The 25,214-nt window shown below is 35.7% G+C and carries 17 protein-coding genes, 9 tRNA genes and 1 pseudogene (1 of these 27 only partly in view); 2 read left to right on the top strand and 25 right to left on the bottom strand.

The genetic code is table 11. The features are described 5' to 3' along the window. Positions 1-895: 895 nt before the first annotated feature. Positions 896-1,738: a DNA adenine methylase gene (locus NSQ41_RS01155; RefSeq protein ID WP_339210794.1), complete on the top strand. Its 843-nt coding sequence runs from the start codon at positions 896-898 to the stop codon at positions 1,736-1,738. 169 nt (positions 1,739-1,907) lie between these two features. On the opposite strand, the gene NSQ41_RS01150 is transcribed toward NSQ41_RS01155, so the two are convergent. From NSQ41_RS01150 to sigW, 15 genes and pseudogenes are all read right to left on the bottom strand, one after another. Beyond that, positions 1,908-3,290: a hypothetical protein gene (locus NSQ41_RS01150; RefSeq protein ID WP_339210793.1), complete on the bottom strand. Its 1,383-nt coding sequence runs from the start codon at positions 3,288-3,290 to the stop codon at positions 1,908-1,910. A 3-nt stretch (positions 3,291-3,293) separates the two neighbouring features. Then, a complete protein-coding gene (locus NSQ41_RS01145; RefSeq protein ID WP_339210791.1) occupies positions 3,294-5,228 on the bottom strand; it encodes a DUF87 domain-containing protein in 1,935 nt (644 codons plus the stop codon). A 235-nt stretch (positions 5,229-5,463) separates the two neighbouring features. Next, positions 5,464-7,026: a Tn7-like element transposition protein TnsE gene (locus tag NSQ41_RS01140; RefSeq protein WP_339210789.1), complete on the bottom strand. Its 1,563-nt coding sequence runs from the start codon at positions 7,024-7,026 to the stop codon at positions 5,464-5,466. Continuing rightward, positions 6,998-8,901: pseudogene (locus tag NSQ41_RS01135) on the bottom strand (TnsD family transposase). The gene NSQ41_RS01140 and the pseudogene NSQ41_RS01135 overlap by 29 nt, the downstream one beginning before the upstream one ends. Before the next feature lie 11 nt (positions 8,902-8,912). Next, positions 8,913-10,517 carry an ATP-binding protein gene (locus NSQ41_RS01130; protein WP_339210787.1) on the bottom strand — a complete coding sequence of 535 codons (1,605 nt, stop codon included), beginning with the start codon at positions 10,515-10,517 and terminating at the stop codon, positions 8,913-8,915. Next, positions 10,510-10,773, bottom strand: a complete 264-nt coding sequence (locus NSQ41_RS01125; protein WP_339210785.1) for a hypothetical protein — start codon at positions 10,771-10,773, stop codon at positions 10,510-10,512. Before NSQ41_RS01125 ends, NSQ41_RS01130 begins: the two co-directional genes overlap by 8 nt. A gap of 36 nt (positions 10,774-10,809) precedes the next feature. Then, positions 10,810-12,657 carry a Mu transposase C-terminal domain-containing protein gene (locus tag NSQ41_RS01120; protein ID WP_339210783.1) on the bottom strand — a complete coding sequence of 616 codons (1,848 nt, stop codon included), beginning with the start codon at positions 12,655-12,657 and terminating at the stop codon, positions 10,810-10,812. Then, positions 12,654-13,475 (bottom strand): TnsA endonuclease N-terminal domain-containing protein, encoded by an 822-nt coding sequence (locus NSQ41_RS01115; protein ID WP_339210780.1) that lies wholly within the window; start codon positions 13,473-13,475, stop codon positions 12,654-12,656. The genes NSQ41_RS01120 and NSQ41_RS01115 overlap by 4 nt, the downstream gene beginning before the upstream one ends. 56 nt (positions 13,476-13,531) lie before the next feature. Beyond that, positions 13,532-14,578, bottom strand: a complete 1,047-nt coding sequence (locus NSQ41_RS01110) for a YaaC family protein (RefSeq protein ID WP_339210778.1) — start codon at positions 14,576-14,578, stop codon at positions 13,532-13,534. Positions 14,579-14,756: 178 nt separating this feature from the next. Continuing rightward, on the bottom strand, positions 14,757-16,559 hold the full coding sequence (glmS, locus tag NSQ41_RS01105; protein WP_130158663.1) for a glutamine--fructose-6-phosphate transaminase (isomerizing): 1,803 nt from the start codon (positions 16,557-16,559) through the stop codon (positions 14,757-14,759). 597 nt (positions 16,560-17,156) lie between these two features. Next, positions 17,157-18,503, bottom strand: a complete 1,347-nt coding sequence (gene glmM / locus NSQ41_RS01100) for a phosphoglucosamine mutase (RefSeq protein ID WP_339198328.1) — start codon at positions 18,501-18,503, stop codon at positions 17,157-17,159. Positions 18,504-18,532: 29 nt separating this feature from the next. Continuing rightward, entirely contained in the window at positions 18,533-19,891 is a 1,359-nt protein-coding gene (locus tag NSQ41_RS01095) for a CdaR family protein (RefSeq protein WP_339210777.1), read from the bottom strand. Next, positions 19,884-20,702, bottom strand: a complete 819-nt coding sequence (gene cdaA / locus NSQ41_RS01090) for a diadenylate cyclase CdaA (protein ID WP_063388714.1) — start codon at positions 20,700-20,702, stop codon at positions 19,884-19,886. Before cdaA ends, NSQ41_RS01095 begins: the two co-directional genes overlap by 8 nt. Before the next feature lie 156 nt (positions 20,703-20,858). Further along, a complete protein-coding gene (locus NSQ41_RS01085) occupies positions 20,859-21,461 on the bottom strand; it encodes an anti-sigma factor (protein ID WP_311066747.1) in 603 nt (200 codons plus the stop codon). Between the two features lie 14 nt (positions 21,462-21,475). Then, the gene (sigW, locus tag NSQ41_RS01080) at positions 21,476-22,039 is read right to left on the bottom strand and encodes an RNA polymerase sigma factor SigW (RefSeq protein ID WP_063388712.1); all 564 of its coding nucleotides are present in this window, start codon (positions 22,037-22,039) and stop codon (positions 21,476-21,478) included. A 304-nt stretch (positions 22,040-22,343) separates the two neighbouring features. On the opposite strand from sigW, the gene NSQ41_RS01075 reads away from it, so the two are divergent. After that, positions 22,344-23,129 (top strand): MerR family transcriptional regulator, encoded by a 786-nt coding sequence (locus NSQ41_RS01075; protein ID WP_339198323.1) that lies wholly within the window; start codon positions 22,344-22,346, stop codon positions 23,127-23,129. A gap of 77 nt (positions 23,130-23,206) precedes the next feature. On the opposite strand, the gene NSQ41_RS01070 is transcribed toward NSQ41_RS01075, so the two are convergent. From NSQ41_RS01070 to NSQ41_RS01025, 10 genes are all read right to left on the bottom strand, one after another. Then, a complete protein-coding gene (locus tag NSQ41_RS01070) occupies positions 23,207-23,425 on the bottom strand; it encodes a 2-hydroxymuconate tautomerase family protein (RefSeq protein ID WP_066251730.1) in 219 nt (72 codons plus the stop codon). 509 nt (positions 23,426-23,934) lie between these two features. Then, positions 23,935-24,006 (bottom strand) — tRNA-Gly (locus NSQ41_RS01065). Between the two features lie 5 nt (positions 24,007-24,011). After that, positions 24,012-24,087, bottom strand: a tRNA-Lys gene (locus NSQ41_RS01060). A gap of 351 nt (positions 24,088-24,438) precedes the next feature. Beyond that, a tRNA-Gln gene (locus NSQ41_RS01055) sits at positions 24,439-24,513 on the bottom strand. 108 nt (positions 24,514-24,621) lie between these two features. Continuing rightward, positions 24,622-24,706: transfer RNA gene (locus tag NSQ41_RS01050), tRNA-Tyr, on the bottom strand. A 12-nt stretch (positions 24,707-24,718) separates the two neighbouring features. Then, positions 24,719-24,791 (bottom strand) — tRNA-Thr (locus tag NSQ41_RS01045). 95 nt (positions 24,792-24,886) lie between these two features. Further along, positions 24,887-24,962 (bottom strand) — tRNA-Val (locus NSQ41_RS01040). A gap of 1 nt (position 24,963) precedes the next feature. Then, a tRNA-Glu gene (locus NSQ41_RS01035) sits at positions 24,964-25,038 on the bottom strand. Positions 25,039-25,126: 88 nt separating this feature from the next. After that, positions 25,127-25,199, bottom strand: a tRNA-Thr gene (locus NSQ41_RS01030). 1 nt (position 25,200) lies between these two features. After that, a tRNA-Asn gene (locus NSQ41_RS01025) sits at positions 25,201-25,214 on the bottom strand; it runs 61 nt beyond the window's last position.

Below are 25,214 nucleotides of genomic sequence, written 5' to 3'. Positions count from 1 at the left end.
TTCAGTTAAATAAAAGTGGTTTCGTTCTAAATCTGTGCTGTTATTCGTTTTAATTCCCTTTAAACGAGCAGAGCGATCTAGTAAAGGTCGTCTTGAATGTTTAACCAGTGCCAATATCAAAACTTATACCTGAGCCACGATCTACTTTAATCAGCTTTAGATGTTCTTCTTTTGGACATAAAAACACCCCTTTAGACAATCATAATCTAAAGGGGTAAAACTGTGCAATTTTTTATAAACGGTATGACTTTATTCAAAGCCACTGTAAGATTACAAAAAAGTTGTTTAATTTTAGGGCTCACAACCCACATCTCTTCATATTAAAATAACTAAATAATAATAAGAAAGTTGTTTAAAAATATATTGTAAACATTTGAAACTCATATTTTGGATAATAAAAAAGTTGTTTAAAAACTACTTCTTTCATTGATGTCTTAAGAAAGTTCTTTAAATATAACAGGAAAAAGCATTGCAATTCATACAACATTTCAATTTTGACAATTTTATTGAAATGATATTTGTATTTATTAAAGAGGGGTCATTTTACGTTTTATTCTATTACTGTATCATTATGAAAGAATAGAAAATCATCAAAGTCTATTTTTTACAACAAAAAGTTAGGACAAATGAAAGTATTTTATTTTGGTTTTGAATCATACTTAACGTAATTGAAAATGGAATTTCTATATTCATGATTTTTAACCAAAGTGTTTTAAACAAAGAAAAATATCATAATCACACTCCTTGTTACATTTTTGTTTTTCAACGAAAAATACATTCGTTTTGATCCCCTATTTATAAATTTTCTATTCTATTAACAGGTTTCAACTAACTCAAGAAGTGTAAGATTATGTTAAATTTATGATATAAAGGTTGGAAGGAGGTAAATATTTTTATGTCTAGAACAACTTCCCCTCTAAGGTATCCGGGTGGGAAAAACAAATTTTACAAAAAAATGGTATCCATATTAGAACGAAATAAAATAAATAACGTCACTTATGTAGAACCTTTTGCCGGTGGGGCTGGGTTAGCAATTTCTTTACTGATTAATAATAAAGTAAAAAAAATTATATTAAATGATTATGATAGAGCAATTTTTGCTTTTTGGTATTCAATTTTAAATTACACAGATGACTTTTGCCAAAAAATAATCGAAACAGATATTAATATTTCAGAGTGGTACAAACAAAAAGAAATTCAAAATAGGAAGCATACGGTTGATTTATTTGAACTAGGGTTTTCCACTTTTTTCCTCAACCGAACTAACAGGTCGGGAATTCTAAAGGCTGGACCGATCGGCGGCTATAGACAAACAGGTAAATATAAAATTGACTGTCGATTTAATAAAGAAGTACTAATTACAACTATTAAAAACATCGCAGCTTATAAAAATAATATAGAATTGACTAATCTTGATGCTCTAGATTTTATTAATCAATTAAAGAATTTTGACAGCGAAAATTATTTTATATTTTTCGATCCTCCCTATTATAATAATGGAAAAGAACTCTATGTTAATTTTTATACACATGAGGATCATATTACATTATCACATTCCATTAATAATGACTTAAAGGATTTTAGATGGATTATGACGTATGATAACTGCGATGAGATAAAACAAATTTACAAGACTTATAAAAAAACATATTTCAAATTGACTTACACTGCGGGGAAAGCGCGGAATGCCACTGAAGTTGTCTTTTATAATAATATTATAATTCCTAGAAATATTTAAAAAAAGAATCTATTAAGTACAAAAATATACTTAATAGATTCTTTTACATCATACATAAATAAAAATTGGTTTTCCGACATATGTATTTGCCCTTTTGCCCATTTTAAGCCCTTACCTATGTCGGTTTTTCAATCCGAACTTATATAGTATAATTCGTTTTCTAAATTTTTTAGAGGTTACTTTTTATAAACTTTTCTAATATGTTTGTTCCTGGATTTAGACTTATTGCGGCGTATTTATGGGCCAATGCTAATGGTAATATAGCATCTTCGTACAAGTCTATACTTATCTCATTGATTAAATTAAGGACTGTACTAAGATTATTATAGTTTCTATAGTCAAAAGCGTTTTCTTTAAAATTAATATCCTTATTCCTCATAGGGTATAACATAGATACCACAAATCTCTTTTTACCTTTCGAATAAAATAAAAAGTCTTGTCCAAAAGATACCTCTTGCCCAAAATACTGATTATTTTCCGGTGCTTTTTGAATATATTTAAATCTATAGCTATCATCTACTAACATAAAACTGTTTTGTTCTAATTCAATCTTTTTTTCTAAAAGTGTAAAGTGGTCTTTTAGCCTTCCACTTTTTATGATTCCAAAGTATATAATTGGATTCTCTAACTTCTCGGAGATGTAGTGTAAATATCTTAACAGACTTCTGTGAATTTTCGCTGGCTCCCCGTAAATAGCTAAAGGACCGTCAATTATAAACGCTGTATTCGTTAACAAGTTCCATGACTTATGTTTAATAAGTGTATCAATTAAATTAATAGAAATTAAATGTTCAGTTACCTGGGCAAATCTTGTTAATACTGTACTATGCCCAAACTCCTCATCTATAGCTTCATGTAACCTTAGATAATCAGTTAAATACATTATATTACCACAGTGCTCGCATTTAAAAGGTTCAATATGGACTTTATCCAAATCGACTAATATTCCTATATCCTTTCTGTTTAAAGTCTTGTCATTCGACTTACACTTCTGGTTCCTACATTTTAGCTTCAGACTAGTGTTAGCCTCTCGAATAACATTAAATAATGATTCAATTAATTTAACAGAATTGAAAGGACTATTATTATAGTAAAAATCATAGATTTCCTTTCTTATAGAATCTACTACACTTAGGCTATCATCTTCCTTAGGAACTAAATTAAACGTGGGGCAAACAAACGTTAATATATTTGAGTTATAAATTTCATTGTATTTTTGTGGGTTAATAAATCCACTTTTGTCATATATATCTGACTTTTTATTTAAATTAATAATATTTGAGCTAAAATTCACTATGCCCATCTTTGCAGAAGGTATATCATCGTTTAATGGGAGTTCTGTAAACGAGCTGTCTATAGTAAAAATAAAATCAACCTTTCTCACATTACCCATTTCATTTTGTTGAAATCGAAACTGAACCTCTTTTCGTACATTATTATCTTTGTCAATATCACAGATTATTCTATATTGGTCGATTTTTTCCTTAATTACCTGGTTATTAATTATTCTTTCATGAGAAAACTTATTTGCCTTTTCTCGATTAAATGGCATTTTTTATTTATCACTCCCATATAACTTAATCTGAACTGGTAAAACAAAATTATGTGATAAAGTTTTAACCCGTGAAAATCCAACATCTTTAGCTGCTAATAATGAGTTTTTATAATCAGCAAAATCATAAAACTTGGATAAAGCCCTTAGTTCGTCCTCATTATTCAAATGTGTAACAAACCAATTTTCAGTATTTGCTAATATGTTTTTGTTTATAGAAGACGGTTCTTGTGTAGAATATACTAATCCTATTTTATACTTGGCGCCTTCCTTTGCGATTCTTGGCCAAGTATCTTTCAAATCCATATCCCTTCCTATCAAGTTATGTGCTTCTTCGATAAAGAAAATCACATAATATGGTTCTTTTCCTTCAGTATACATCTCCATATTTTTATTAAAGATTGTTCTCGCTATCTTATCACTAATAAGATTTCTCATTTCTTCACTACCAATTGATAAATCTAGTACTATTGTTTTCCCTTCTTTCACCATGTTACATATCTTTGCTATATAATTCTCACTATTTCGATTATGATACGCCTTCGGATTTAATTTTTTAAGATGTACATATCCTAAAAAAGACTGGCCGTTAGAATTCTTTTTTACTGCGATATTTAGTAATGTTTCAAAATCATCCTTATATACCTTATTACCGGATGAGGTAGTTAGTTTGTCTCTATGCCGATGAATAGCTTCTAGAATTTCGCCGAGCTGGTCGTACGATATTTTCGAATCTATAAGCTTATTAAAATTATCATTTCCTTCAAACTTTGTTAATTGATTTAGTATACTTTGACTAAAAGGATTTTGAAATCTTTCTTTTATCCCATCATCTAAAATTTTATATAATATATATTTGTAAGTGGCTCTAATCCACTTAGCACGGTTAACCAAAGAGCGATTTCCTTCTTCTATATTATCTTCCATATATGAACTGATATCCATATTAAAAAACGATTCGATATCGGTTGATTTAGAAGGATTACCGTACCTCATTAAACTTACAATAATTTCATGTGCTAATTCTAGATTTTCAAAAAAGTTAAACTGTAATACTTCTACATTATTTGATTTATTTCTAATTTTTGTGTTTAAAGAGAAAATATACGCATTTTTTAAGTCACTCGCTATAGATGTTTTATCATCAACGTTTATGTTTGCATACTCCCCATTTATATCATAAATAATCTGGGAAATGTTCATTTTTCTATTTTCAGCAATTTTACTGATTGCTTTAATTAGTGTTTTCACTGTGTTAGATTTACCTGTTCTAGTCATTCCAAACATTGCGGTTCGTCTCGCTATAAAGTCATTAGGATCTACATAAACTTTTGCTCTTTTGTCACTGCTCTGCAACCTATTGCTTGATGTAAATCTAAGTTCTCCAATCTCCTCTTTATTTTCATAGTTATTACCAACACCGTAATTAATGATTTTTTCTAAACTTCTATAAGATGGTTTATAGACTTTTAAGATCTGGGTACCATAATAATTTTCTATGTCAGAACCAAATTTTAAACTTCCATTATCCGATTTAAAAAAGGTACCAAGCACTCTACACTCTAGCCCTGAATATTGCATTTCATTTTGGGAAAATTCATCATAGCTTAAATTAGTAGATGATTGTAAATTCTTAAATTTATCTATTTTTGCTTCTAGCCATACATCACTATTTGGTAATTCATATTCTGAAGTAACACGTAACAATATTATTTCTTCATCTATTTCACTAGTCGCACTCAAGTTATCAGTATTTATAGCTGTTGCTATTAAAAAACTATTATGTGGAATCCCTTTAGCTATCTTTTTCCAATAATCATTTGTCAAGATAGTCATAGTTGAATAATTTAAGTTAATTGAATAACCAACCATAACCGCACCTTCTAGTAATTGAAATAAATCATCTTTAAATAACATTTCATTTAATTGATTTTCCATACTGATTCACTCCTCTATAAAAATAGTTTTTCTCTAATTTTTAACAATTCACCATATTTTATTATACCTTCCTTTATTGGACTTATTTTCCATTTATAATTATATAAACTTTCTCTTTTAAGTTAAAGGTCGGAAAATTTTATACAACATAGATTTTTTAAATTTATCTTCCATTTTCATCACTTTACTTTAATAGTTGTTAGTGATATTTTCTCCATTTTGTTTTATTATCGTTTCACAAGTGCTTACTTAATCTATTGGCCCAACTTAGAGTTGTTTCTCGTATGTGCTTTAATTTCATATGGTGAATCGTTTGTAAAAATGAATTACTCCAACTTCCACTACTATAAACAAGGTTTCGAAGCAGCTTGTGAATGTGTAACTCATCTTTATATAAGCTCCCAACCGATGGGATAATCAAAGTTGAGATGGAACGATTATCAGGAACTGCCACCTCAAGTACGTATGAAATTTTGCCTAGGTTCACTATTCTAGCAATGGCACAAACACGCCTTCTTCCGTCCGGCAACCGAGAAAATTTTCTTCCTAGTGGCAGAAATACTACATTTACAGAAACTGATAGATAAGGATAGCTTTTAGATAAACGTTGAATCATCTCAAAAAACTGTTCCAAACCAAAGTTAGCAATGGAATCAGCGATTTCCAATGTTCGAAATTCAATGGGGGCAACCGTTCCACCAAAAATGGATTCATCTACTCCAACAATCTGCTGCTGAGTAGCTTCGCCACGACCTTTATTTGAAATATAGGCATTTCCCTTGTTCACTTTCTGCGCTTGTTTTGATATTCTTTTAATGACGACTGAATGACGGAAAGCGAATTGAGTGGGTTCTTGTTCAATGACTAGTTGATGAGTATCCTCTTTTGATCGCTTTCCGTTTTTTTCGTTTAATACATATTCTGTATCTCCATTTTTCTGTGAAATCCTCGTCTTTTTGGGAGCATTCGTATAAACATTTCTCTTAATAGACTTGTGACTGTATTGGATTTGAAACACAGGAAGCGTTATATTATCAATCCCAAGCAATTCTAATATCAATACCTCATTTTGTTGCTGTATCCCTCTATATGCAATCCTGGTATTCTGAATGGATGGGACGGCCATCTCTAACGGAATACCATATGAGACATTTTGATTTGCCGCATAGCTATAAGCATTAATTTGAACGGAACAAAAAGATTTTTTAATTTCATCGTTTAAATATAACCAAGCCATGTAATGAACAAATTCATTAGTAACAATTGTGGAAGGAATTTCATGGGCTAATTCTATAAACACTGTTTGCGAATTTAGATAATGGACATTATTGATAAGGAAATCTAATCCATTGGGTCTCAACAGTGCGTTAGCTAAAAGCTTGTATTTAACATATAAGGCACGTATAAGCTCTGCATGTGAAACATAATATGTTATTCCGTTTGAAGAAAAGGACCAAACATGTTGATGGATTAGTTCGGGCATCTTGTATAAGAAGTAACCAAATTTTTTACAAGCGTCAATCGCCTTTATCGTTTTGCCTTTTCCCAAATCTTCAATCATTACTTGATTGTAACTCCCTGCTTTTTGCGTTGATAGAGGCAAGCCGTCTCTGTAAAATTGTCCTAATCTTAATAGAGGAAATGCACCTATAGGTAACTCAAGGATCTGGCATTTTTTTGATTCTTTAAAAGCTGCTTGTAAATACCACTGCTGGTCTTTTCCCTGTTTGACATTCCCAAACCATTGTAATGATACGACTTGTTGCTGATTAAAGGGCCATGGTCTGATTTTTACCACCTATATCACCTTCCACTCTTAGCTGCTGATACTTTATGATTTCATCATTAATAGCTTGTTGTACCTTTTCTGCAACATTCCCCTTTAAACCGGCCAACCGTTTTACTTTCCATTCCATAACTGATTCATTCTTACTGAACAAATAGTGACAGGCCCATCTTACTCTACGAATCTGAAATTGTTCTCTCGTTTCAATTTGTTGAAGGATATATTCCTTCGTTTTAGGTAGCTTATCCAAATGTTTTTCTAGTAGCGATAACTTTCGAATTTCTTTACCTATTCGACTTTTATTAATATAGATAGGCTTATCAGCACTTTTAAGTTTCTTTATAACTAATTTGACTTCTTTAAGAACTTCTTCGTCTCTTTCAGACCAATTAATTTTTAAATGCGATGACTGCCTGTTAGGCTGCTTAGGTAAATGGTTTTTCAACCACTCCCGATCATGTCGGTAAAGCCAAGCATAAAGAGCAGGTTCCATACTTCTAATCTGCGTAACTGATTTATTGGGATGTTGCTTTAATAGTTTCATCCATTCCTTCTGTTTTTTAGATTTCACTAATTCTAACTCATCTAGCTTGTTATCTGTTATTATTGGCTTTCCTTTATTCGCATACTTAATAACTGTCATAATATCGCATTGCAATTCTTTTGCTGCTGCATAATAACTCAATTTTTCAACATGTATCATGCGATGTAATTTATCCAACCATACTTGTCCATACTGCTTGATGCGACCAATTTTATATAAATCTTGTTCACTCTTATCCGGTCCCCGGCGGGAATAGATAAATCCACACGTGCATTCAAATGTGCCAACAGGTCTTCTTGTGTCTGTACAAAAGTTGTTTTAACATTGGGAATCACTCGTTGTTTATAATGCTTGGCAGCAGGATTTAAGCAAAAGTAAGGTCCTTCGCCAAACGGCTTATACTCCTTGTGAGCATATTGATAAAAGGTATCTATTTCTTCTCCCAGAAAATAAATAAGCAATAAATGGCGAATAGGATGAAAAGATTTACGATGTTTGCGTGTTATGCTTTTGAGCCAACAGGATTCACTCAAAATATCAACAGAGGACTGCATGGCTTCTAAAAATTCTTCACCATAAAATAATGTAAATTGCTCAGCCAACAGTTGCTGATTAACTTTTCCATTAATCGTTGCGTATCCATGTCGTTGTAATAAATAGCGATAGGATGATTGGATACCCTCCCATGTGAAATGAAAATCTCCTTGAATAAGCTTTACACTTTGTTCTGCTAGAATTTGAAAAAACCTCTCTGTACGTTCTGAAAATACCTTTTTGACTCCTAACCTAATACAATTACTTGGAGATGCTGCAATAAACTCATGTTTATTTTTTCCACGGAATGAAACAGAAGAATCGCATAAATACTGATTATGTTTAAGACACATATACACACCAGGTAATTGATGAGAGACTCTCCAATACGACTCACCTATAGTTTCTATATCCTCTTGAAAACATCGAGGACAAAAACGAAAATAAGTCCATTCCTTAATAGCGTTTGCCATTATCCCTGTCATCATATGGATAGCTCCTGAATGTTCACCACTTTCCATAGCCCTATATACTTTGTGTTTTATCTCTGATGTTGCAAAGGTTGTATAATAACGAAATAATGTGTGCTTCTTTATCCATTGAGCTACGTCGGGTACTTGGAAATTCCTCAATTTTTCATAAACAACGTTTAAGTTTGTTGGTAAATCAGGAACAGCCACGATATTCGTCTTCCCATATAAATCTTTCATCGTTTGCTTAGGGCTAATATTAGACGAATGGATATGATATCGTGCAAACCAGCTATACAAAAGTTCATCGTTATATAAGGTTGGAAAGTAACTTAGCATGGAGTTTCCTCCTAGATAACAAATTCATCTAGTGGTGCTTTAATATAACCTGCCTCTCGTAATGATTCATAGGCTGACAGCTTCTGCTTGCGACCTTTATCGATGATGACTCGTAATGTATTCTTTGACGATTGATTTACTTTGCTTTTACTTGGTTCCATCCGTTCTTTTATTAAACTTAATGCTCTTTCCATCAACTCGGCTTGTGAAGCTTCCGGCAAATCCTTTATGGCCTTTGAAGCTACCTTTTCTGCTAATGTAGGATCAATATCTAAATTCATCAATGCAACCATTATTTTTTCAAGATTAGAAATTTCTCTTTCTCTTCGTTTAAGAGCCTGCAATTCTTTTTTCTTTTGTATGGTAGCCCTTAAATCAATTTTCGATTGATGATATTGTAGATACTCCGCAATATCCATAGGCATAATATCCTCATATTTTTCTAATTCAGAAATACGCCCGTCTTTTAATGCTTTCAACATCGGTTGGACGAGCTTCAAATCATCTTTTGCAACTCTCCTTATGAGGGCAGGTGTAATTTTTTCTTCTCCTGTTTCAATTGCTCGACCTTGAGATAATGCAAATAGCTTTACAGCGATATCTACTATTCCTTGACTTTCCTCATAGAGTGTCTGATTTAATTCCTCAGTTAACTCTGTCTTGTACCTAATCCATTGATAATTCCACATACTTTCGATAAGCAAATCCCAGTCATCATCCTTTTTCATTTGCTGCCATACCATATCTCCCTGCCCACTACCACGACGGGCTTGACGAAAATCTTGCTGCAAGACACTTTTTGCACGCATTGTACCAATCATCATAACTGGTACACCAATCTCATTGACCAGAGTAACAAAAAAGTTCATCATCTTTTCTGAATTATTATCGCGAGTTGTTAATAAATGCTGAATTTCATCGATAATTAAGGCCCCTACACAATGCAAGCGAGCAATTTGTCCCATTCTTGTTACCATGGAACTGATAGAATTTCTTCTGCTACCGAACCGTTCATAATAATTAGTTCCAACTAAACGATCCATCTTCAAGAAAAAATCCATACATAATGATTTTAACGAACCATCATGTGGACAATTCAGTTTTAGCCATACAACTTGAGTAATATTTAATGGGTGCTTATGAATAATTAACTGTGGATATAAAGATAAAATCCTCTCAATAGCAGTAGTTTTTCCAATGCCGGAAAACCCCATCAAAGTAATACTAGAGGCTGTTGAGCGTATATCGTGCTTAATTTTTTGCCCTGTAAGTGAATGATGAGCCGCAGATAAACTCTTTGTAAAATTGGGAGATAACGGATTTCTACTCACATAACCATACCTCAATAATCGTGAAAATCTCTGTTCTAAGTCTAGATGTTGCATAACTGGTTGGAAAAAACGAGTTAATCTTGGAATCGCATGATATCGAATATGTGTAGGTAATAAACGCTCTTTTTCATCAAATTCTGGATAATAACTCAATGCTTCAAAAGCTTCTTCTGGAGACAGAATAGGAGGTAGAGCTTCAATTAAAGGATTTCCTTGAAAATCAATGACATCTTGCTTTTTATATTCAGCTACTTGAGCATTTAATTTTTCTCCCCATTCACTCATCTTTCTTCTCCTTTCGTCTCCGTAAATATTCTCTTACATTTGGTCTGGCATATTTCTCTTCGACCTCAATCCCCCTATTAATCGGTACAATATCAGCTTGTTTGTGAGGTGTTTCTTCTGAACCAATTTGAAATACTTCGTTTTTTCTTATTTCTTCTCTTTCTAATTTTCTGTGTTCTTTAATAGAGCTGACTCGTTGCAATTTACTTAAACTTTTGTCTTGTAACTGCTCTTTTTTCTTCTTTGCTTCTTTCACAATAGCTTCAACTTCCGAAATATAATCAATATCTTTTTACAATTGCTGATGGCTATTATCATGCTTCAGTTGTTTTTCGTATTCTTGTAAATAACGAATTTCATCTAAACTTGTATTTTTTAAACGTTCCGACGGTGTCAAAAGATAGCATGTTTCATATTTTGTTGAATCAGGATCAATCAAGAAAACACTTGTCATATTTCTTGGATCATACGCGATAGTCACTTTCCAGGAGCCTTTTTGTCTCGCTGTCTCAAACCATGATTCTTTCAGTGCACGTTCGCAGCTGTAATAAATACCTTTGAAGCGTATTCCCTTATGTGTAACTGTAGCGTCATCCCTTGGCATTAAGTGTAATTTTACAAGGTTTTCAGGATGGTATCTAAGTTTTCCCGTACGATTTTTAATTCCCCAATTCCATAAATGAAGTGGAATAGGTTGAACATCATCTCGAATCATATCTTCATCCCTTATATAGTCTTGTAGAAAGTGCTTTTGATTATAATGTAAAATTTGCTTAATAAGAATTTTAGTGAAGTCTTCCAAGGTTAGGACAGCATCTAATCGATAATCACGAGCTCCACGTTCTTGAAAGTCTTTCTCGACATAGCCAGGTAGAAAAGGCCTTACTTTTTTCTGAATAAGATCAAAATGCTTTTCAACAACACCTTTCCAGTCAGCTCGATAAGGGGCTGCATTCTCTACATGGATATTAAAAGCCTCTACTAAGCGATCAGCATTAAAGCCTTCAAATTCCCCGCGGTCTGCTAACAATATTTCTGGCAAATGTTCACTTGGCCATTCTTCTTTTGATATTTCAATCCCATATTGAGAACAAAATTTTTGTTTATTTGTTACAGTGTTCGCCATTGCCATCATGGCACCGAGCCACGAAGGCCCCTCAAGGCCAACATACATTCCAACAACCATGCGACTAAAAACGTCCATCACTAAATAAATTACTGGTCGTCCGATTATCCAGTTTGGATTATATTTAGAAATTAAATATATATCCCCAACGGTTGCATCAATTTGAAAACGTGAACCTGGACCATGAACTTCTGAAAGCGATGTATTTAAAACAGCCCGGTAATCTTTATCAAACTTTTTACGTCCCTTCCTAGCAATTGTCGATTCTGGCACTGTATATTCTTTGTTGTACCAATAACGGAACTGTGTTAACGTTGGTAGACTCTCTTTATCTTCAATAATTATTTTTTTTACGCCATCCTCAATGTAAATATCTTTAGCGTAAAACTCTTTAATCATCATTTTGTACGCATCAGTCAACCGATTTTCTTTTGAAGTTAAATAGTATTTTTCTAACGCAACCCGAAAAATTTTTTTAGTTCGTTCATCGACATTTATTCCTTGGGAAGAATATTTTCGAGGTCTACCACGTTTTTTAACACCTGCTTCTTTTTCTTTTCCTCTCCCACCTGAATTATTGTAATCAGGCAACAGAGCATTAATGTTCTTACCACGTTGCCAGTATTTACGTAAATATTTACGGACTGCAGGATAGGTTACTTGATGTTTTTCCATTGCATCCTTTATATATTTTGAACGTTGTTTTTTTTCATATATGGCTGGTTCATCATTAACCATCTCTTCAATAACTTTCCAAGCTTGATTTCTTAGCTCTATGTACTTTTCAGGAATATCTTGAATACCTGAACTCATAAAAGGATCTTCTTTTATTTTGATAAGTGATTCCTCTAAAATTTCGTCAGTTAATTCTTGAATTAACCGTTTAAAAGGAAGAGCTTTTTCATCATAAATGTCAATTAGATAAGCTACTACATTCCCATCATCTATCCATAAAATACGGTATATTTCACCACTAAGAGGATTTTTGAGTAGTTCATTAACAAAGAAATTCAAGTAGCCCACCTCTTTTCTGTTATAAAGTTAGGCGAAAATTCAAGAATCGTTGTGTTGGACATTAGATCTATTTTTTTGGTTATAGTTGTTTTGATAATCTTGTGTGCAAGCATATATTTGAACATAGATAAAGCACTACCATTTGCCAATTTAAATGTTTCATCGAATTCTTTTAATAGGTGAAGTATCGGCATATCGTTTTGTGATAGTGCGTCATATAGTAAATGAAGTGATTTTGTATCTAAATCTTCTGGTAAATAGTAAGCTGAATGTATCCACTTGATATTATTTATTGCATCTTTCGGTAATTCCTTCTCTGTTACGATACCCCAGTCTACACCTTGTTTTACCCAATATTCTCTTTCGATTTCAAACTTTTCGATAACCCTTGATGAATTTAATTCTTTATTTTCTTTTACTGTTCTGGCAAAGTAAATAATTTCTTTTTCTTTTCGTACCGTGATGAGAAAATCTGTCGTCATTACAATCGGGGTCTGTGTTGCGGGATCTATGGGGTGTTTTATGTTTTTCTCCTCAGCGATGGGAAGCGTCACATCACGTGGTAGAGGGAATTGTTCTCTAATATCAATAACTTCATCTGCCCAATCGAGTAAGCAAAAATAATTATATTCCATATCAGATAGGAGGTGATGTGTTCGACTTGTGGTCCAACCTTTAACACGATGGGCTCGTCCACCTGAAGGAACATCTTGAATCGTTAGCCAAGGCGTATAATTAGATAACTCGCCCTGGCCACGACCTTCTTTATAGTAACGAGTAATTTTTTTCTCTGTCCAGCAAGTTTGACGCTTGGACATTTTAAAACACCTCCTAAAGATTAACCGATGATATTCGATTTTTTAAATATTAATTGCTATAACAAATCTCTCCTCGTAACTATACCGGGAGACATAAATTCTTCACCAGTTATTTCAGAAGCAATGTGATCAATAAATTGGTAGGGAGCATTTTTAATAAATTCTGAAAGTAACCAGTTATGTTGGCTACTAAGATGTTTTGATAAAACTACTGGTTCGTATCTTGATAACTCACTTAATCTATGCATCCCTGCAAAGGTTAGGCTCATTGGATTTCGTGAAATAACTCCATCAATTCCTTCGCGTTTGATATACCATAATCTTGACATTCCAGCTATATAATGAATTTGCTTTCGGATTTTACAATGGAAAGTAACCAATTTATTCAACTTGTTTGGATCGTCTCTTCTCCACCGGAATCTTTTTTTAGTCCTTACTACAAAAGCATTCTCAAAAGTTGGATCTCTTTCAAAATTTTCCGCTACTTTTTTTAATGTATGACCATTAGCGTACTTAGGATCTATTTCTGCAGAAAACCAACTTTCTGACGAACCATTCTTTTTCACAAAAAATGCCTTCCTAATAGGGATAAACAACTCTTTTGTAGATGTAGACGTATAAGTAAGGCAATAGGCCCTATGAATAAAAGGCAAATTATATAAAACATCTCTTAATAAATAAGTCTCAGCAGTATTCACTGGTTCATCTAAATAATTGCACAGAGCAGGTAAAATACCTCCAGTTTGAATTTTAATGTATTCATTACTTAAGGACACTTTACTATTTTTACTCCATCCACTTACACCATGCCTATCAGAAAATGGAACATTTTTAACTATTAATAAAGTTTTAACAGCGTTTAAAAAACAATAGTATGTAGTTAATGGTGAAGACGTTAGAGGAAGCATAGTGGAGGCTTCATAAAATTGTCTAGATTGTTGCCAATAAAATAAAGCTTCATCATTATGATTATTCCTCTTCAACCACATCTCCACATATTCCCATGGATCATTAACCAATACCGTTTTCCCTTCAAAATTTGGGCTTTTAATAGCTTTATGTAAGGTTAAGTTTTTGCCTTTATAACTAATTATCTGAGACATTAGCCCACCCCACAGTTATCTCGACGCTCTAAATTAAAAAACACACGTTCGGAGTCACTTCCATTTTACTCCATAACGTGTGCTTTTTTAAACAACTTTTTTATTTTTTAAACGACTTTTTTATAATTTAAACAACTTTTTTATTACTCGACAGCCACATATCCACTGCCCAATTGCTTTATTCGACTGTTACGCTTTTGGCTAGGTTGCGTGGTTTGTCGACGTCGCAGCCGCGGTGAAGGGCAGCGTAGTATGCAATGAGCTGCATTGGAATGACGGCAACAAGCGGAGTTAGATCTTCATGAACTTTTGGCAAGATGAAACGGTCATCATCTTCTTCAAGTCCTTTCATGGAAATAACGCATGGATATGCACCGCGGGCAACAACTTCTTTTACATTTCCGCGAATGCTTAAGTTTACATGCTCTTGGGTTGATAAAGCAATGACCGGTGTTCCGTTCTCAATTAACGCAATGGTTCCATGCTTTAACTCGCCGCCGGCAAATCCTTCCGCTTGAATGTAGGAAATTTCTTTTAATTTGAGCGCGCCTTCCAAGCAGACGTAATAGTCAACGGCACGGCCGATAAAGAAGCAGTTTCGAGCTGTCAAAAGATAGTCTCGGGCAATTTGTTCCATTTCATCCTTTTGGCCGCATAGTGTTTCCATTGCATTCGAAATAATGGCAAGTTCTTGCAATAGGTTAAAATCAAGCTTGATTCCTTTTGTTTCAGCTGCAACAGCTGCTAAAATGGCAAGAACCGCAATTTGTGCTGTATATGCTTTTGTAGACGCAACCGCAATTTCAGGTCCGGCATGAAGCAGCAGCGTATAGTCCGCCTCACGGGAAAGAGTTGAACCCGGAACATTCGTTATAGTTAATGCTTTGTGTCCAAGCTCCTTCACTTGAACAAGCACCGCACGGCTGTCTGCCGTTTCTCCGCTTTGTGAAATGAAAATAAACAGCGGATTATTTGATAAAAGCGGCATATTGTATGAAAATTCACTGGCAACGTGCACTTCTGTCGGTACTTTTGCCCATTTTTCGATTAATTGCTTTCCTACAAGCCCTGCGTGATAGCTCGTTCCGCACGCTATAATATAAATGCGGTCCGCTTCATGAACAGCTTGAACAATTTCTTGATCAATTTTTAATTGATCGTGTTCGTCTTGATATTTTTGAATAATTTTACGTATAACAAGCGGTTGTTCATCAATTTCTTTCAACATGTAGTGAGGGTATGTTCCTTTTTCAATGTCGCTTGCATCAAGTTCAGCAGTATATGGAGCGCGTTCTATTACGTCCCCGTTTAAATTTTTGATTGTCACTTGATCACGAGTGACAATAACGATTTCTTTATCCATTAATTCGACAAATTGATTTGTTACTTGCAGCATTGCCATGGCGTCTGAAGCAACAACATTAAAGTCTCCGCCAAGTCCCACAAGAAGAGGGCTTTTGTTTTTCGCAACATAGATCACGTCTCGGTTATTTTCATCTAATAGAGCGATCGCATAAGATCCCTTCAACAAGGATAATGTTTGGCGAAATGCTTCTTCGACACTTAAACCTTTGTTGACAAATTGTTCAATTGTTTGAACAATAACTTCCGTATCCGTTTCACTTTTTAATTCAACATTTTGTAAATACTCACGCTTTACTTGCAAATAGTTTTCAATGACACCGTTATGCACAAGTGTAAAGCGTTTGGATGCACTTTGGTGAGGATGCGCATTTTCTTTGCTAGGCGCTCCATGAGTAGCCCACCGTGTGTGGCCAATTCCGATGGAAGCTGAAACATTTGCGTCCACACCTTCACGAAGCTCCGCAATGCGTCCTTTTTCTTTAAATACATATGTTCCTTCTCCGTTTAATACTGCAATACCTGCAGAGTCGTAGCCTCTGTATTCTAATTTTTCCAAACCGCGCAATAAAATTTCCTTGCAGTCTTGTTGTCCGATATATCCTACAATTCCGCACATAGTCTTTAGTTTCCTCCCCATTTAAAGGGGACAAAAGAAGCCTGAACAACTGGGGACAGATCTCTTTCCAGCCATCAAAGCTTCTCTGTCCCCTCACACATGTTTTGTAAAATGTATCCCGTTATGTCACAGTCTTTTTGTGCAAAGAGTCGCCTCTTTGTTTTAAGACGTGACTTTACGGCTGTACGGGAAGGCAACCGGGAGGCATCCGCCGAAACTTCGATAAACCTCCTCCTCGTCAACTAAGCAGATGTCCGCTCCTGCTTAGTCCAGGCGCTTTACAATAAAAAATTTTCTAACTGCCCACCTTTCTATTCTAGAATGTGCTAAAACAATTTATATATTACAATATGGAAAAGCAGTTCGTCAATTCATTTCTGTCTTTCCATATTGTATTATATGATTTCAAGCGTTTTCTCGATACAATGATTATTCAATAAAGAAAGGGAGCTTGCCTCCCCACAACCTCCTGAAAGTAGCCGGCATCCGCCAGCTACTTTCAGATAAAAATCGAAAAATAAAAGCAAGTGGAGAAAAACGCATTGTTTTTCTCCACTTATTTATTTTAGAGACTTACCGGACAGCCCCGTCTCTTCATCATTCAACGCCCATTTCCGCTTTGATAACTTCCACAATTTTTTTCACGTACCTCTGGCATTCATCTTCCGTCGGCGCTTCGGCCATTACACGAACGAGCGGTTCTGTTCCGGAAGGACGTACGAGAATTCTTCCATTTCCGTTCATTTCTTTTTCTACTTCTTCTATAACAGCTTTTACTTTTTCATTTTCCATGACAGCCTGCTTGTCCTGCACCTTTACATTGATCAAAAGCTGCGGGAATTTTTTCATTTCACTCGCAAGTTCAGAGAGCTTTTTGCCTTTTGTCTTCATTATGTTGACAAGCTGAATCGCTGTTAAAAGACCGTCGCCCGTCGTATTGTAGTCAAGAAAAATAATATGTCCGGATTGCTCTCCACCTAAATTGTAGTTGTTTTTCTTCATCGCTTCGACAACATAGCGATCGCCGACAGCGGTTTGAACGCTTTTTAGTCCATTTGCCTCCAAAGCTTTATAAAAGCCTAGGTTGCTCATAACTGTCGATACAACAGTGTCCCCGTTCAGCTTTCCCTGCTCTTTTAAATATTTGGCGCAAATAAACATAATTTGATCCCCATCAACAATTTTTCCGTTCTCATCAATGGCAATCAAACGGTCCCCATCACCGTCAAACGCTAAACCTATATCTGCTTCTTTTTCTTTCACAAATTCCGCTAACGTTTCTGGATGAGTAGACCCAACCCCATCGTTAATATTCAGACCATTTGGAGATGCACCGATTGTCGAAACATCTGCATCCAAGTCGGCAAAAAGATGTGTAGCTAGTGATGATGTGGCTCCGTGCGCACAGTCCAAAGCGATATGTAAACCAGTGAACTCTTCGTCAACCGTCTGTTTTAAATATTGCAAGTATTTTTGTACGCCTTCAAAATAATCACTCACTTGCCCCAGATCAGAGCCGGTCGGTCTAGGAAGGTTATCTTCTTCTTGATCGAGCAGCGCTTCAATTTCTTCTTCTTGTTCATCGGAAAGCTTAAAACCATCAGGGCCAAAAAATTTTATTCCGTTATCTTGAACAGGATTATGCGAAGCGGAGATCATGATGCCTGCTTCGGCTCCTAATGCCTTTGTCAAATAAGCAACACCTGGTGTGCTAATGACTCCAAGCCTCATTACCTCGGCGCCAATGGAAAGAAGCCCGGCAACTAAAGCACCCTCAAGCATATGACCTGAAATGCGGGTATCCCGGCCAATCAACACTTTTGGTCTATTTTTATCTTTTGTTAACACGTACCCGCCAAAGCGTCCTATTTTAAACGCTAATTCAGGAGTGAGTTCACTGTTGGCAACTCCTCTTACTCCGTCTGTACCGAAATATTTTCCCATGAATCATCGCTCCTTTTAAAAAATATCACTTAATTTGAAGCTTCTTCAGCAGACTTTTTCTGTTCAGATGGTTCAACTGAATCGTTATTTTCTTCTATTTGATTTCTTCTTTCATTATCTGCTTCTTCCAACGAGTTTTCTTTATTGGATAAGCGAATCTTCACTTTTTCACTCGATAAAACTGTCGAGAGGTTGTAACGGTTTTTGGCCTCCACATTTACTTCATGTTCTCCTTCATCTAACCCCGCAACATTCACATACAATTCGATATCAGATTCTTTTACGTTTTTCAAAACACTGTCTTTTCCTCGCACAACAACATCCAGCTTTCCTGTGTCCGGATCAATAAATTCAATTTCCTGATCGTTTCCTAAACCGATGACTTTGATCGGCACCTGTTTAAACGTCTTTTCTTCTCGTTTTTCAATATCTATTTTAATTTGAACTTTATTCGGGACAACGTTTGTCACTCCATCCGGAGCAGGAACATCAGCTTCAACTGTCGCATTTTCTTTGATTTTGCTTAAGTCGACAGATACATCATCAATAGACTCTATTTGCTCTAGCACATCCTTTGGACCATAAATTGTCACTTGGCTAGGGATCGATTGAATCGATGATATGCTCAGTCCATCAGAAAGCTTTCCTGTTGTTTTGATTTTTAAGGGTACAGATTTCGATTTCGTTGGGCTTTCTACCGGCACTGTTACGGTAACCGCTGACGGTTCGATTGTAACAGGCAGGATGTTCCCATTTGCATCGTATACTGTCACTTTTGACTTCTGTACAACTGTTCCATCAGCACCTTCCAAACTTACTGTTGCTTTCACAACAGCTACAGCATCAATATGCTCTTTTGCGCCTGTAATTTTTACACTGTCCGGTTTAACAATCGGACGCTCCGCAATGTAGCCTTCCTTCATTTTGTTTTTATTAATAACATCCACTTCAACCGGAAAATTTTCAGATACCTTTTCATGAATACCTACTGTAATGACAGCCGGATCAATGTCAACCTCCAATTGGTCAGACAAGTTTTTATGTTTCAAACGGACACTGTGCGTGCCAACGGATAAATCCGTTAAATCTGCAAAAATTTCAAAGTCCTTGACTTGTTTTGTCGTAGTGACAATACTTTTGGGCCCTTCAATCGTAACGGTGACGGTTTGGGGAATACCGGTGACAACAAATGCACGGTCGTCATAGTATACGTTTACGGGCACATCTGTAATTGTAGCTGTTTCGGTTGTGGATGGCGACCGAAATATATTGTATTTTTCTTCATTATTCGAAGCAGGCGATTCTATATTCACTGAAGCATATAGCATGAGCGCTAGCAACAATGCAATGATGCGCATAAACCAGTTGCTATTCATTAATTTATCCATTCTTTTTCACCCTCCATTGCCAGCGGCTAGAGGAAGCAGCTTTCGTACGGTTAAACTCAGCCAAGAGCATCTCCTTTAACGTTTCTGGAGTTAAATGTCTATGCAGCTCACCATCCTTGGCAATCGATATACCGCCTGTTTCTTCAGAAACAATGATAGTTATACTATCGGTTACTTCACTAATTCCCACTGCAGCGCGATGGCGTGTGCCCAGCTCCTTCGATATAAACGGGCTTTCGGAAAGCGGCAAATAACAGGCAGCAGCGGACACTTGATCTTTTTGTATAATAACTGCACCATCATGTAAAGGGGTATTGGGGATAAAAATATTAATTAATAGTTCAGCAGAAATATGGGCATTTAGTGGTATACCGGTCTCAACATAATCCTCCATTCCTATTTTTCGTTCAATCGAAATGAGAGCACCGATTCTCCTTTTCGCCATATACTCAACAGCTTTTGCTATTGCTTCGGTCATGTTTGTTTGCCCATCATCTTCCTGGCTAGCTGCCCTTGCAAATAGACGTCCCCTTCCTAATTGCTCAAGGGCTCTGCGAAACTCCGGCTGGAAAATAATGATGATAGCCAAAAAACCCCAAATCAACACTTGGTCCATTAACCATTGCAAAGTATTCAAGCCTAAATATTGGCTTAACACTCTAACGATAATGATTACGATAATTCCTTTTAAAAGCTGAACAGCTTTCGTTCCACGAATCACCATAATCAATTTATAGATAACGAACCAAACGAGGAGAATATCAATGACATCTATGAGGTAATGCAAAAGAGAAAAATCCCCTAAGGTCATATTGTTTTCCTCCAATAGTTCATCAAATCGCGATTGATCTATTCTAATCAAACTTCTAGGTTTGAAAATCTCTCTAATCAAAATTCCACTTTATTATATCATAACTTTTCCTAAATGCACTTAAACATAAAAATAGACCATCCTACTAAAGATGGCCTATTGTTTAAAAACCTCTGACAGAGTCGATTTTACTTCATACCACAGCCACTCAAACAATTCGTTTATTTCCTCAACCTCTCCGGTAACTTGACCGGCAGAAGCCAAATATTGGTCTCCGTTAATCACCGTTACATTTCCTTCAACTTTTCCTTCTATTTTAATATCACCGTTTTTAACAGTAATATCACCTTTCACCGTTTCTCCTTCAGGCACAATAACAGTACGGTTGTCAACAACCAAATTATCATACTTTGTTACGCTGAATTGGCTTTCTTCATAAGAAGCAAATAAACTTCCAGTCATTAGAATAACAAATAGTGCAGCGGCTGAAAAGAAAGGATGATTTCGGAACCAGCGTCTAGTTGAGACCGTACGCTTTTCTTTCGGCAGTTTTTCTAACACCTTTTGCGTAAAATCTGTCGGTGCTTCAACATGTGAGATACTCTTGACAAACGCTACAGCTTTTTCCAATTCTTGATAATGTGCCTTGCAATCCTCACAAGATTGCAAGTGTTTTTTTAACTCACGGCCTTCATCCTCATGCAAATCCCCGTCCAAATACTTATGGATCATCTCCTCTACATGCTTAGGACATTTCATCTTACTCACCCCAATCACAAATGCCTTAATTGTTTGCGTAAAGCCTCCCGTCCCCGGTGTATTCTTGTTTTAACTGTTCCGACTGGAAGTTCCAATATCTCTGCGATTTCTTGCAAGGATAGCTCCTCAATATATCTCAATACGATGACTGATCGATATTTATCCGGCAGTTTTAAAATTTCTTTTTGAATCGTTTCTTGCAGTTCAATTGCTTCAACTTCTTTTTCAGGCATTGCAATATCAGATGATACTTGGGAGTACATTGTTAAGCCATCAGTCCCCGCAACTTCTGCATCTAAATAATAGTCCGGCTTCTTTTTCCGAATACGATCAATCGATAAATTGGTTGCAATCCGATAAATCCATGTAGAAAATTTTTTGTTCATATCAAATGAATGGATGTTCATATACACTCTTATAAATGCTTCCTGTGCTATGTCCTCAGCTTCATGGACGTTTCCCAGCATTCGATAACAAAGTTGAAAAATTTTATCTTTATATAATTCAACAACTTCTGCAAATGCATTTTGGTCGCCTTTTTTAATTTGTTTGATCTTTTTATTTATAAATTCTTCCATTTTTCTACCTCCGCAGTTGCGGGTACATCATGATACGAATTCGTTCCCCAAAGGTTTCATTTTTTTATAAATCTATTCTAGCAAATTTTAGGAATTTATGTTTTCATCTGCAAGAAAAATTTTTTCCTTTTGTAGCAAAAACCTTTCTTATTCCCATTTCTGGGCTTTTTATAAAGAAACGTCCAACTTGTCATAATGAAAAATGACATTACAAATTTTTTCAGAGGGGTTGCACCTCACGCCGCGTTAGGTATTATGATCACAATAGGTTTATAAAGATAAGTGTTTTGGGGGCGATGTTAAAGTGAAGGAAGAGTCTTACTTTACGATTGGCGAATTTTCTAAAAAGACGGGAACAACAATCCGAACATTGCATTATTATGATCAAATTGGACTGCTCAAACCGAAAAAAAATCCTCGTTCTGGACACCGATTATACTCTGCTCATGATGTATTGACACTTCAAAAAATAGTCAGTCTTAAATTTTTAGGATACAGTTTAGAACAAATCAAAGAGTTAATGAATGAAACCAACTTCGATTTAAACTTAAAGGAAACTTTACAGTTCCAAAAAGAAGCGCTTGAAGAACGAAAGGAACATATTGAAGAAGTGCTCAAAGCCATTAAACGAATTCTCACGATTTTAGAAGAAGAAAAAGAAGTGGATAGCAATGTTTTAATGAGTCTTATTCAGAGCATACAAACAGAAAAAGAACAGCGCAAATGGTTAGAACATTATACGTCAAAAGAAGTAGCTGAAAAGCTTTTTGATCAGCCTGAAGAGGTAATGATCTCCCTTGACAAAGAATACATCCAATTATCCCAAGAAACAAAAAGATTGGCAGGAAGACCTGTCGATGATCCTGAGGTAGAAGCGTTAGTCGAAAAATATATGAAAACAATATTAGAATTTATCGGAAAAGAATTAATTAGTGCTATCGGGAATTTAGATGAAGCTGAAATTAAAACTATTGAAAATAAATTGCCATCTCCATTTACACAGGAGGAAGAGGAGTGGCTTCAACAAGTGATGGAACATTATGCGATGAAAGCTGGGCTTCTCCAAGATGAAAATATTGACCGACTTTAGCAAATAAAAAAACTTCACCTCCCCTTTTCCAATTGGGGAGGTCATTTTTTATCTTTGAATTACAGGATGATGGATATTCATTCAGCTCCCATTTTCCCGAAACCTTCCCCAAATTTTATCGAGTGAAGTGTTCCACCGGAAGCCCAATTATCTCTTTCATATTCATCGAAAACTACTGTAACCCATTCTTCTTTCACGTTTAGTATTTGCGCTGCTGCTTTTGTTATTGCCTCAGTAAACTGCTGTTTCTGTTCTGCGGTTCTTCCTTTAGCCAGCTTTACGTTGATAAAAGGCATCGAATCACAACTCCTTTAAGCCGTTTGAATTTATAAATGGTGTCGAAATTTATTCGTCCTCATCCGGATCTGTGCTATTTCAAAAAATGAAACAAGACAGAAGTTTGTCGATATACTTCGTCACAACACCCGTAAAAACCTTTGCTGGGCAGTCATTGTATGCAAAATGTTTTACACAAATCATCCTCTACAGCAACAATCTTCTGGAAAAGAGACTAATTTTTAAAATCAACCAAAAAATCATTTAGGTCATGGTTCCATTTCGGAACAACCGCATTACCAATACTAAAAGGAAAAATACAATTCGCCTTCAATGGTATATCCAAATTTAAAAGGCTGTTATGGGACTAAAAAGGAGAATGCTCCTACATATCATTATTTTGAGATTCAAAAGCGAGGATTAGATATAATCGAAGAATTAGTAACATTTCAAATAAAAAAATCCTGACAATTTCTTGTCAGGAATTAAGTTCATCTCATTTTATAAAATTTTCCCTATTGAATTTAAAAGCGGAAGACGGGACTCGAACCCGCGACCCCCACCTTGGCAAGGTGGTGTTCTACCACTGAACTACTTCCGCACAAATGGTGAGCCATGGAGGATTCGAACCTCCGACCCTCTGATTAAAAGTCAGATGCTCTACCGACTGAGCTAATGGCTCATAAAATTTTTTTCTTCTAATCCATTTTAAAATTTGTCAGATGTCCCTTCCTTTTCCGGTCTTTTCGAGGATGTTAGATACGTCGGGACAACTCGTCGCCTATTCGATGAAGCCTTGCTCGTTGCTCTACCGACTGAGCTAATGGCTCATAAAATTTTTTTCTTCTAATCCATTTTTCATTTGTCAGATGTCCCTTCCTCTTCCTGATTTTTCGAGGATGTTAGATGCGTCGGGACAACTCGTCGCCTATTCGACGAGGCTTCGCCCTTTGTAAAATCTAGTTAAATCTTACTTTCTATCTAATATTTTTACAAAAAAAAGAACAGACATGAACTGTCTTTTTATAATAAATGGCTGGGCTAGCTGGATTCGAACCAGCGCATCACGGAGTCAAAGTCCGTTGCCTTACCGCTTGGCTATAGCCCAATATCACCATTCATCTCTTGACTAATTATATTGTACCAATAAAAAAATCACTTTATACAACAATTTGTTGTTTAATGTGATTTCAATGTTTCATAACATTCTTCGGCATGGTGGAGGGGGACGGATTCGAACCGCCGAACCCTAAGGGAGCGGATTTACAGTCCGCCGCGTTTAGCCACTTCGCTACCCCTCCGATTATTAAAAATGCCGGCGAGAGGAATCGAACCCCCAACCTACTGATTACAAGTCAGTTGCTCTACCAATTGAGCTACACCGGCGCAATAAATACTTTAAATCACACTCAGTTTTTACCTTTGTTTAAATTGTTATGCCAGCCTCATTAAACTTGCTTAAGAAAAGCTTGTTTAGTACATGGTGGAGGATGACGGGATCGAACCGCCGACCCCTTGCTTGTAAGGCAAGTGCTCTCCCAGCTGAGCTAATCCTCCATGGTGACCCGTACGGGATTCGAACCCGTGTTACCGCCGTGAAAGGGCGGTGTCTTAACCACTTGACCAACGGGCCATTTCATTTTCATAACTTAATGACAACCGACATTCGACATTTTAGCACATGGCATAGATAGAAATCAAGAAAAGATTTGCTTTTGAAAAGCTTCCAACCGGGCTCGAACCGGTGACCTCTTCCTTACCATGGAAGTGCTCTACCAACTGAGCTATGGAAGCATGGCTCCGCAGGCA

It is taken from the genome of Aeribacillus sp. FSL K6-8210 (genome assembly GCF_037963925.1).
Taxonomy (GTDB): domain Bacteria; phylum Bacillota; class Bacilli; order Bacillales; family Aeribacillaceae; genus Aeribacillus; species Aeribacillus composti.
This window is presented reverse-complemented; position numbering and strand designations above follow the sequence as displayed.

Coding starts and splice junctions, on each gene's coding strand:
- NSQ41_RS01155 (WP_339210794.1), top strand. CDS start 896: ATGTCTAGAACAACTTCCCCTCTAAGGTATCCGGGTGGGAAAAACAAA.
- NSQ41_RS01150 (WP_339210793.1), bottom strand. CDS start 3,290: ATGCCATTTAATCGAGAAAAGGCAAATAAGTTTTCTCATGAAAGAATA.
- NSQ41_RS01145 (WP_339210791.1), bottom strand. CDS start 5,228: ATGGAAAATCAATTAAATGAAATGTTATTTAAAGATGATTTATTTCAA.
- NSQ41_RS01130 (WP_339210787.1), bottom strand. CDS start 10,517: ATGAGTGAATGGGGAGAAAAATTAAATGCTCAAGTAGCTGAATATAAA.
- NSQ41_RS01115 (WP_339210780.1), bottom strand. CDS start 13,475: ATGTCCAAGCGTCAAACTTGCTGGACAGAGAAAAAAATTACTCGTTAC.
- NSQ41_RS01110 (WP_339210778.1), bottom strand. CDS start 14,578: ATGTCTCAGATAATTAGTTATAAAGGCAAAAACTTAACCTTACATAAA.
- glmS (WP_130158663.1), bottom strand. CDS start 16,559: ATGTGCGGAATTGTAGGATATATCGGACAACAAGACTGCAAGGAAATT.
- glmM (WP_339198328.1), bottom strand. CDS start 18,503: ATGGGAAAATATTTCGGTACAGACGGAGTAAGAGGAGTTGCCAACAGT.
- NSQ41_RS01095 (WP_339210777.1), bottom strand. CDS start 19,891: ATGGATAAATTAATGAATAGCAACTGGTTTATGCGCATCATTGCATTG.
- cdaA (WP_063388714.1), bottom strand. CDS start 20,702: ATGACCTTAGGGGATTTTTCTCTTTTGCATTACCTCATAGATGTCATT.
- NSQ41_RS01085 (WP_311066747.1), bottom strand. CDS start 21,461: ATGAAATGTCCTAAGCATGTAGAGGAGATGATCCATAAGTATTTGGAC.
- sigW (WP_063388712.1), bottom strand. CDS start 22,039: ATGGAAGAATTTATAAATAAAAAGATCAAACAAATTAAAAAAGGCGAC.
- NSQ41_RS01070 (WP_066251730.1), bottom strand. CDS start 23,425: ATGCCTTTTATCAACGTAAAGCTGGCTAAAGGAAGAACCGCAGAACAG.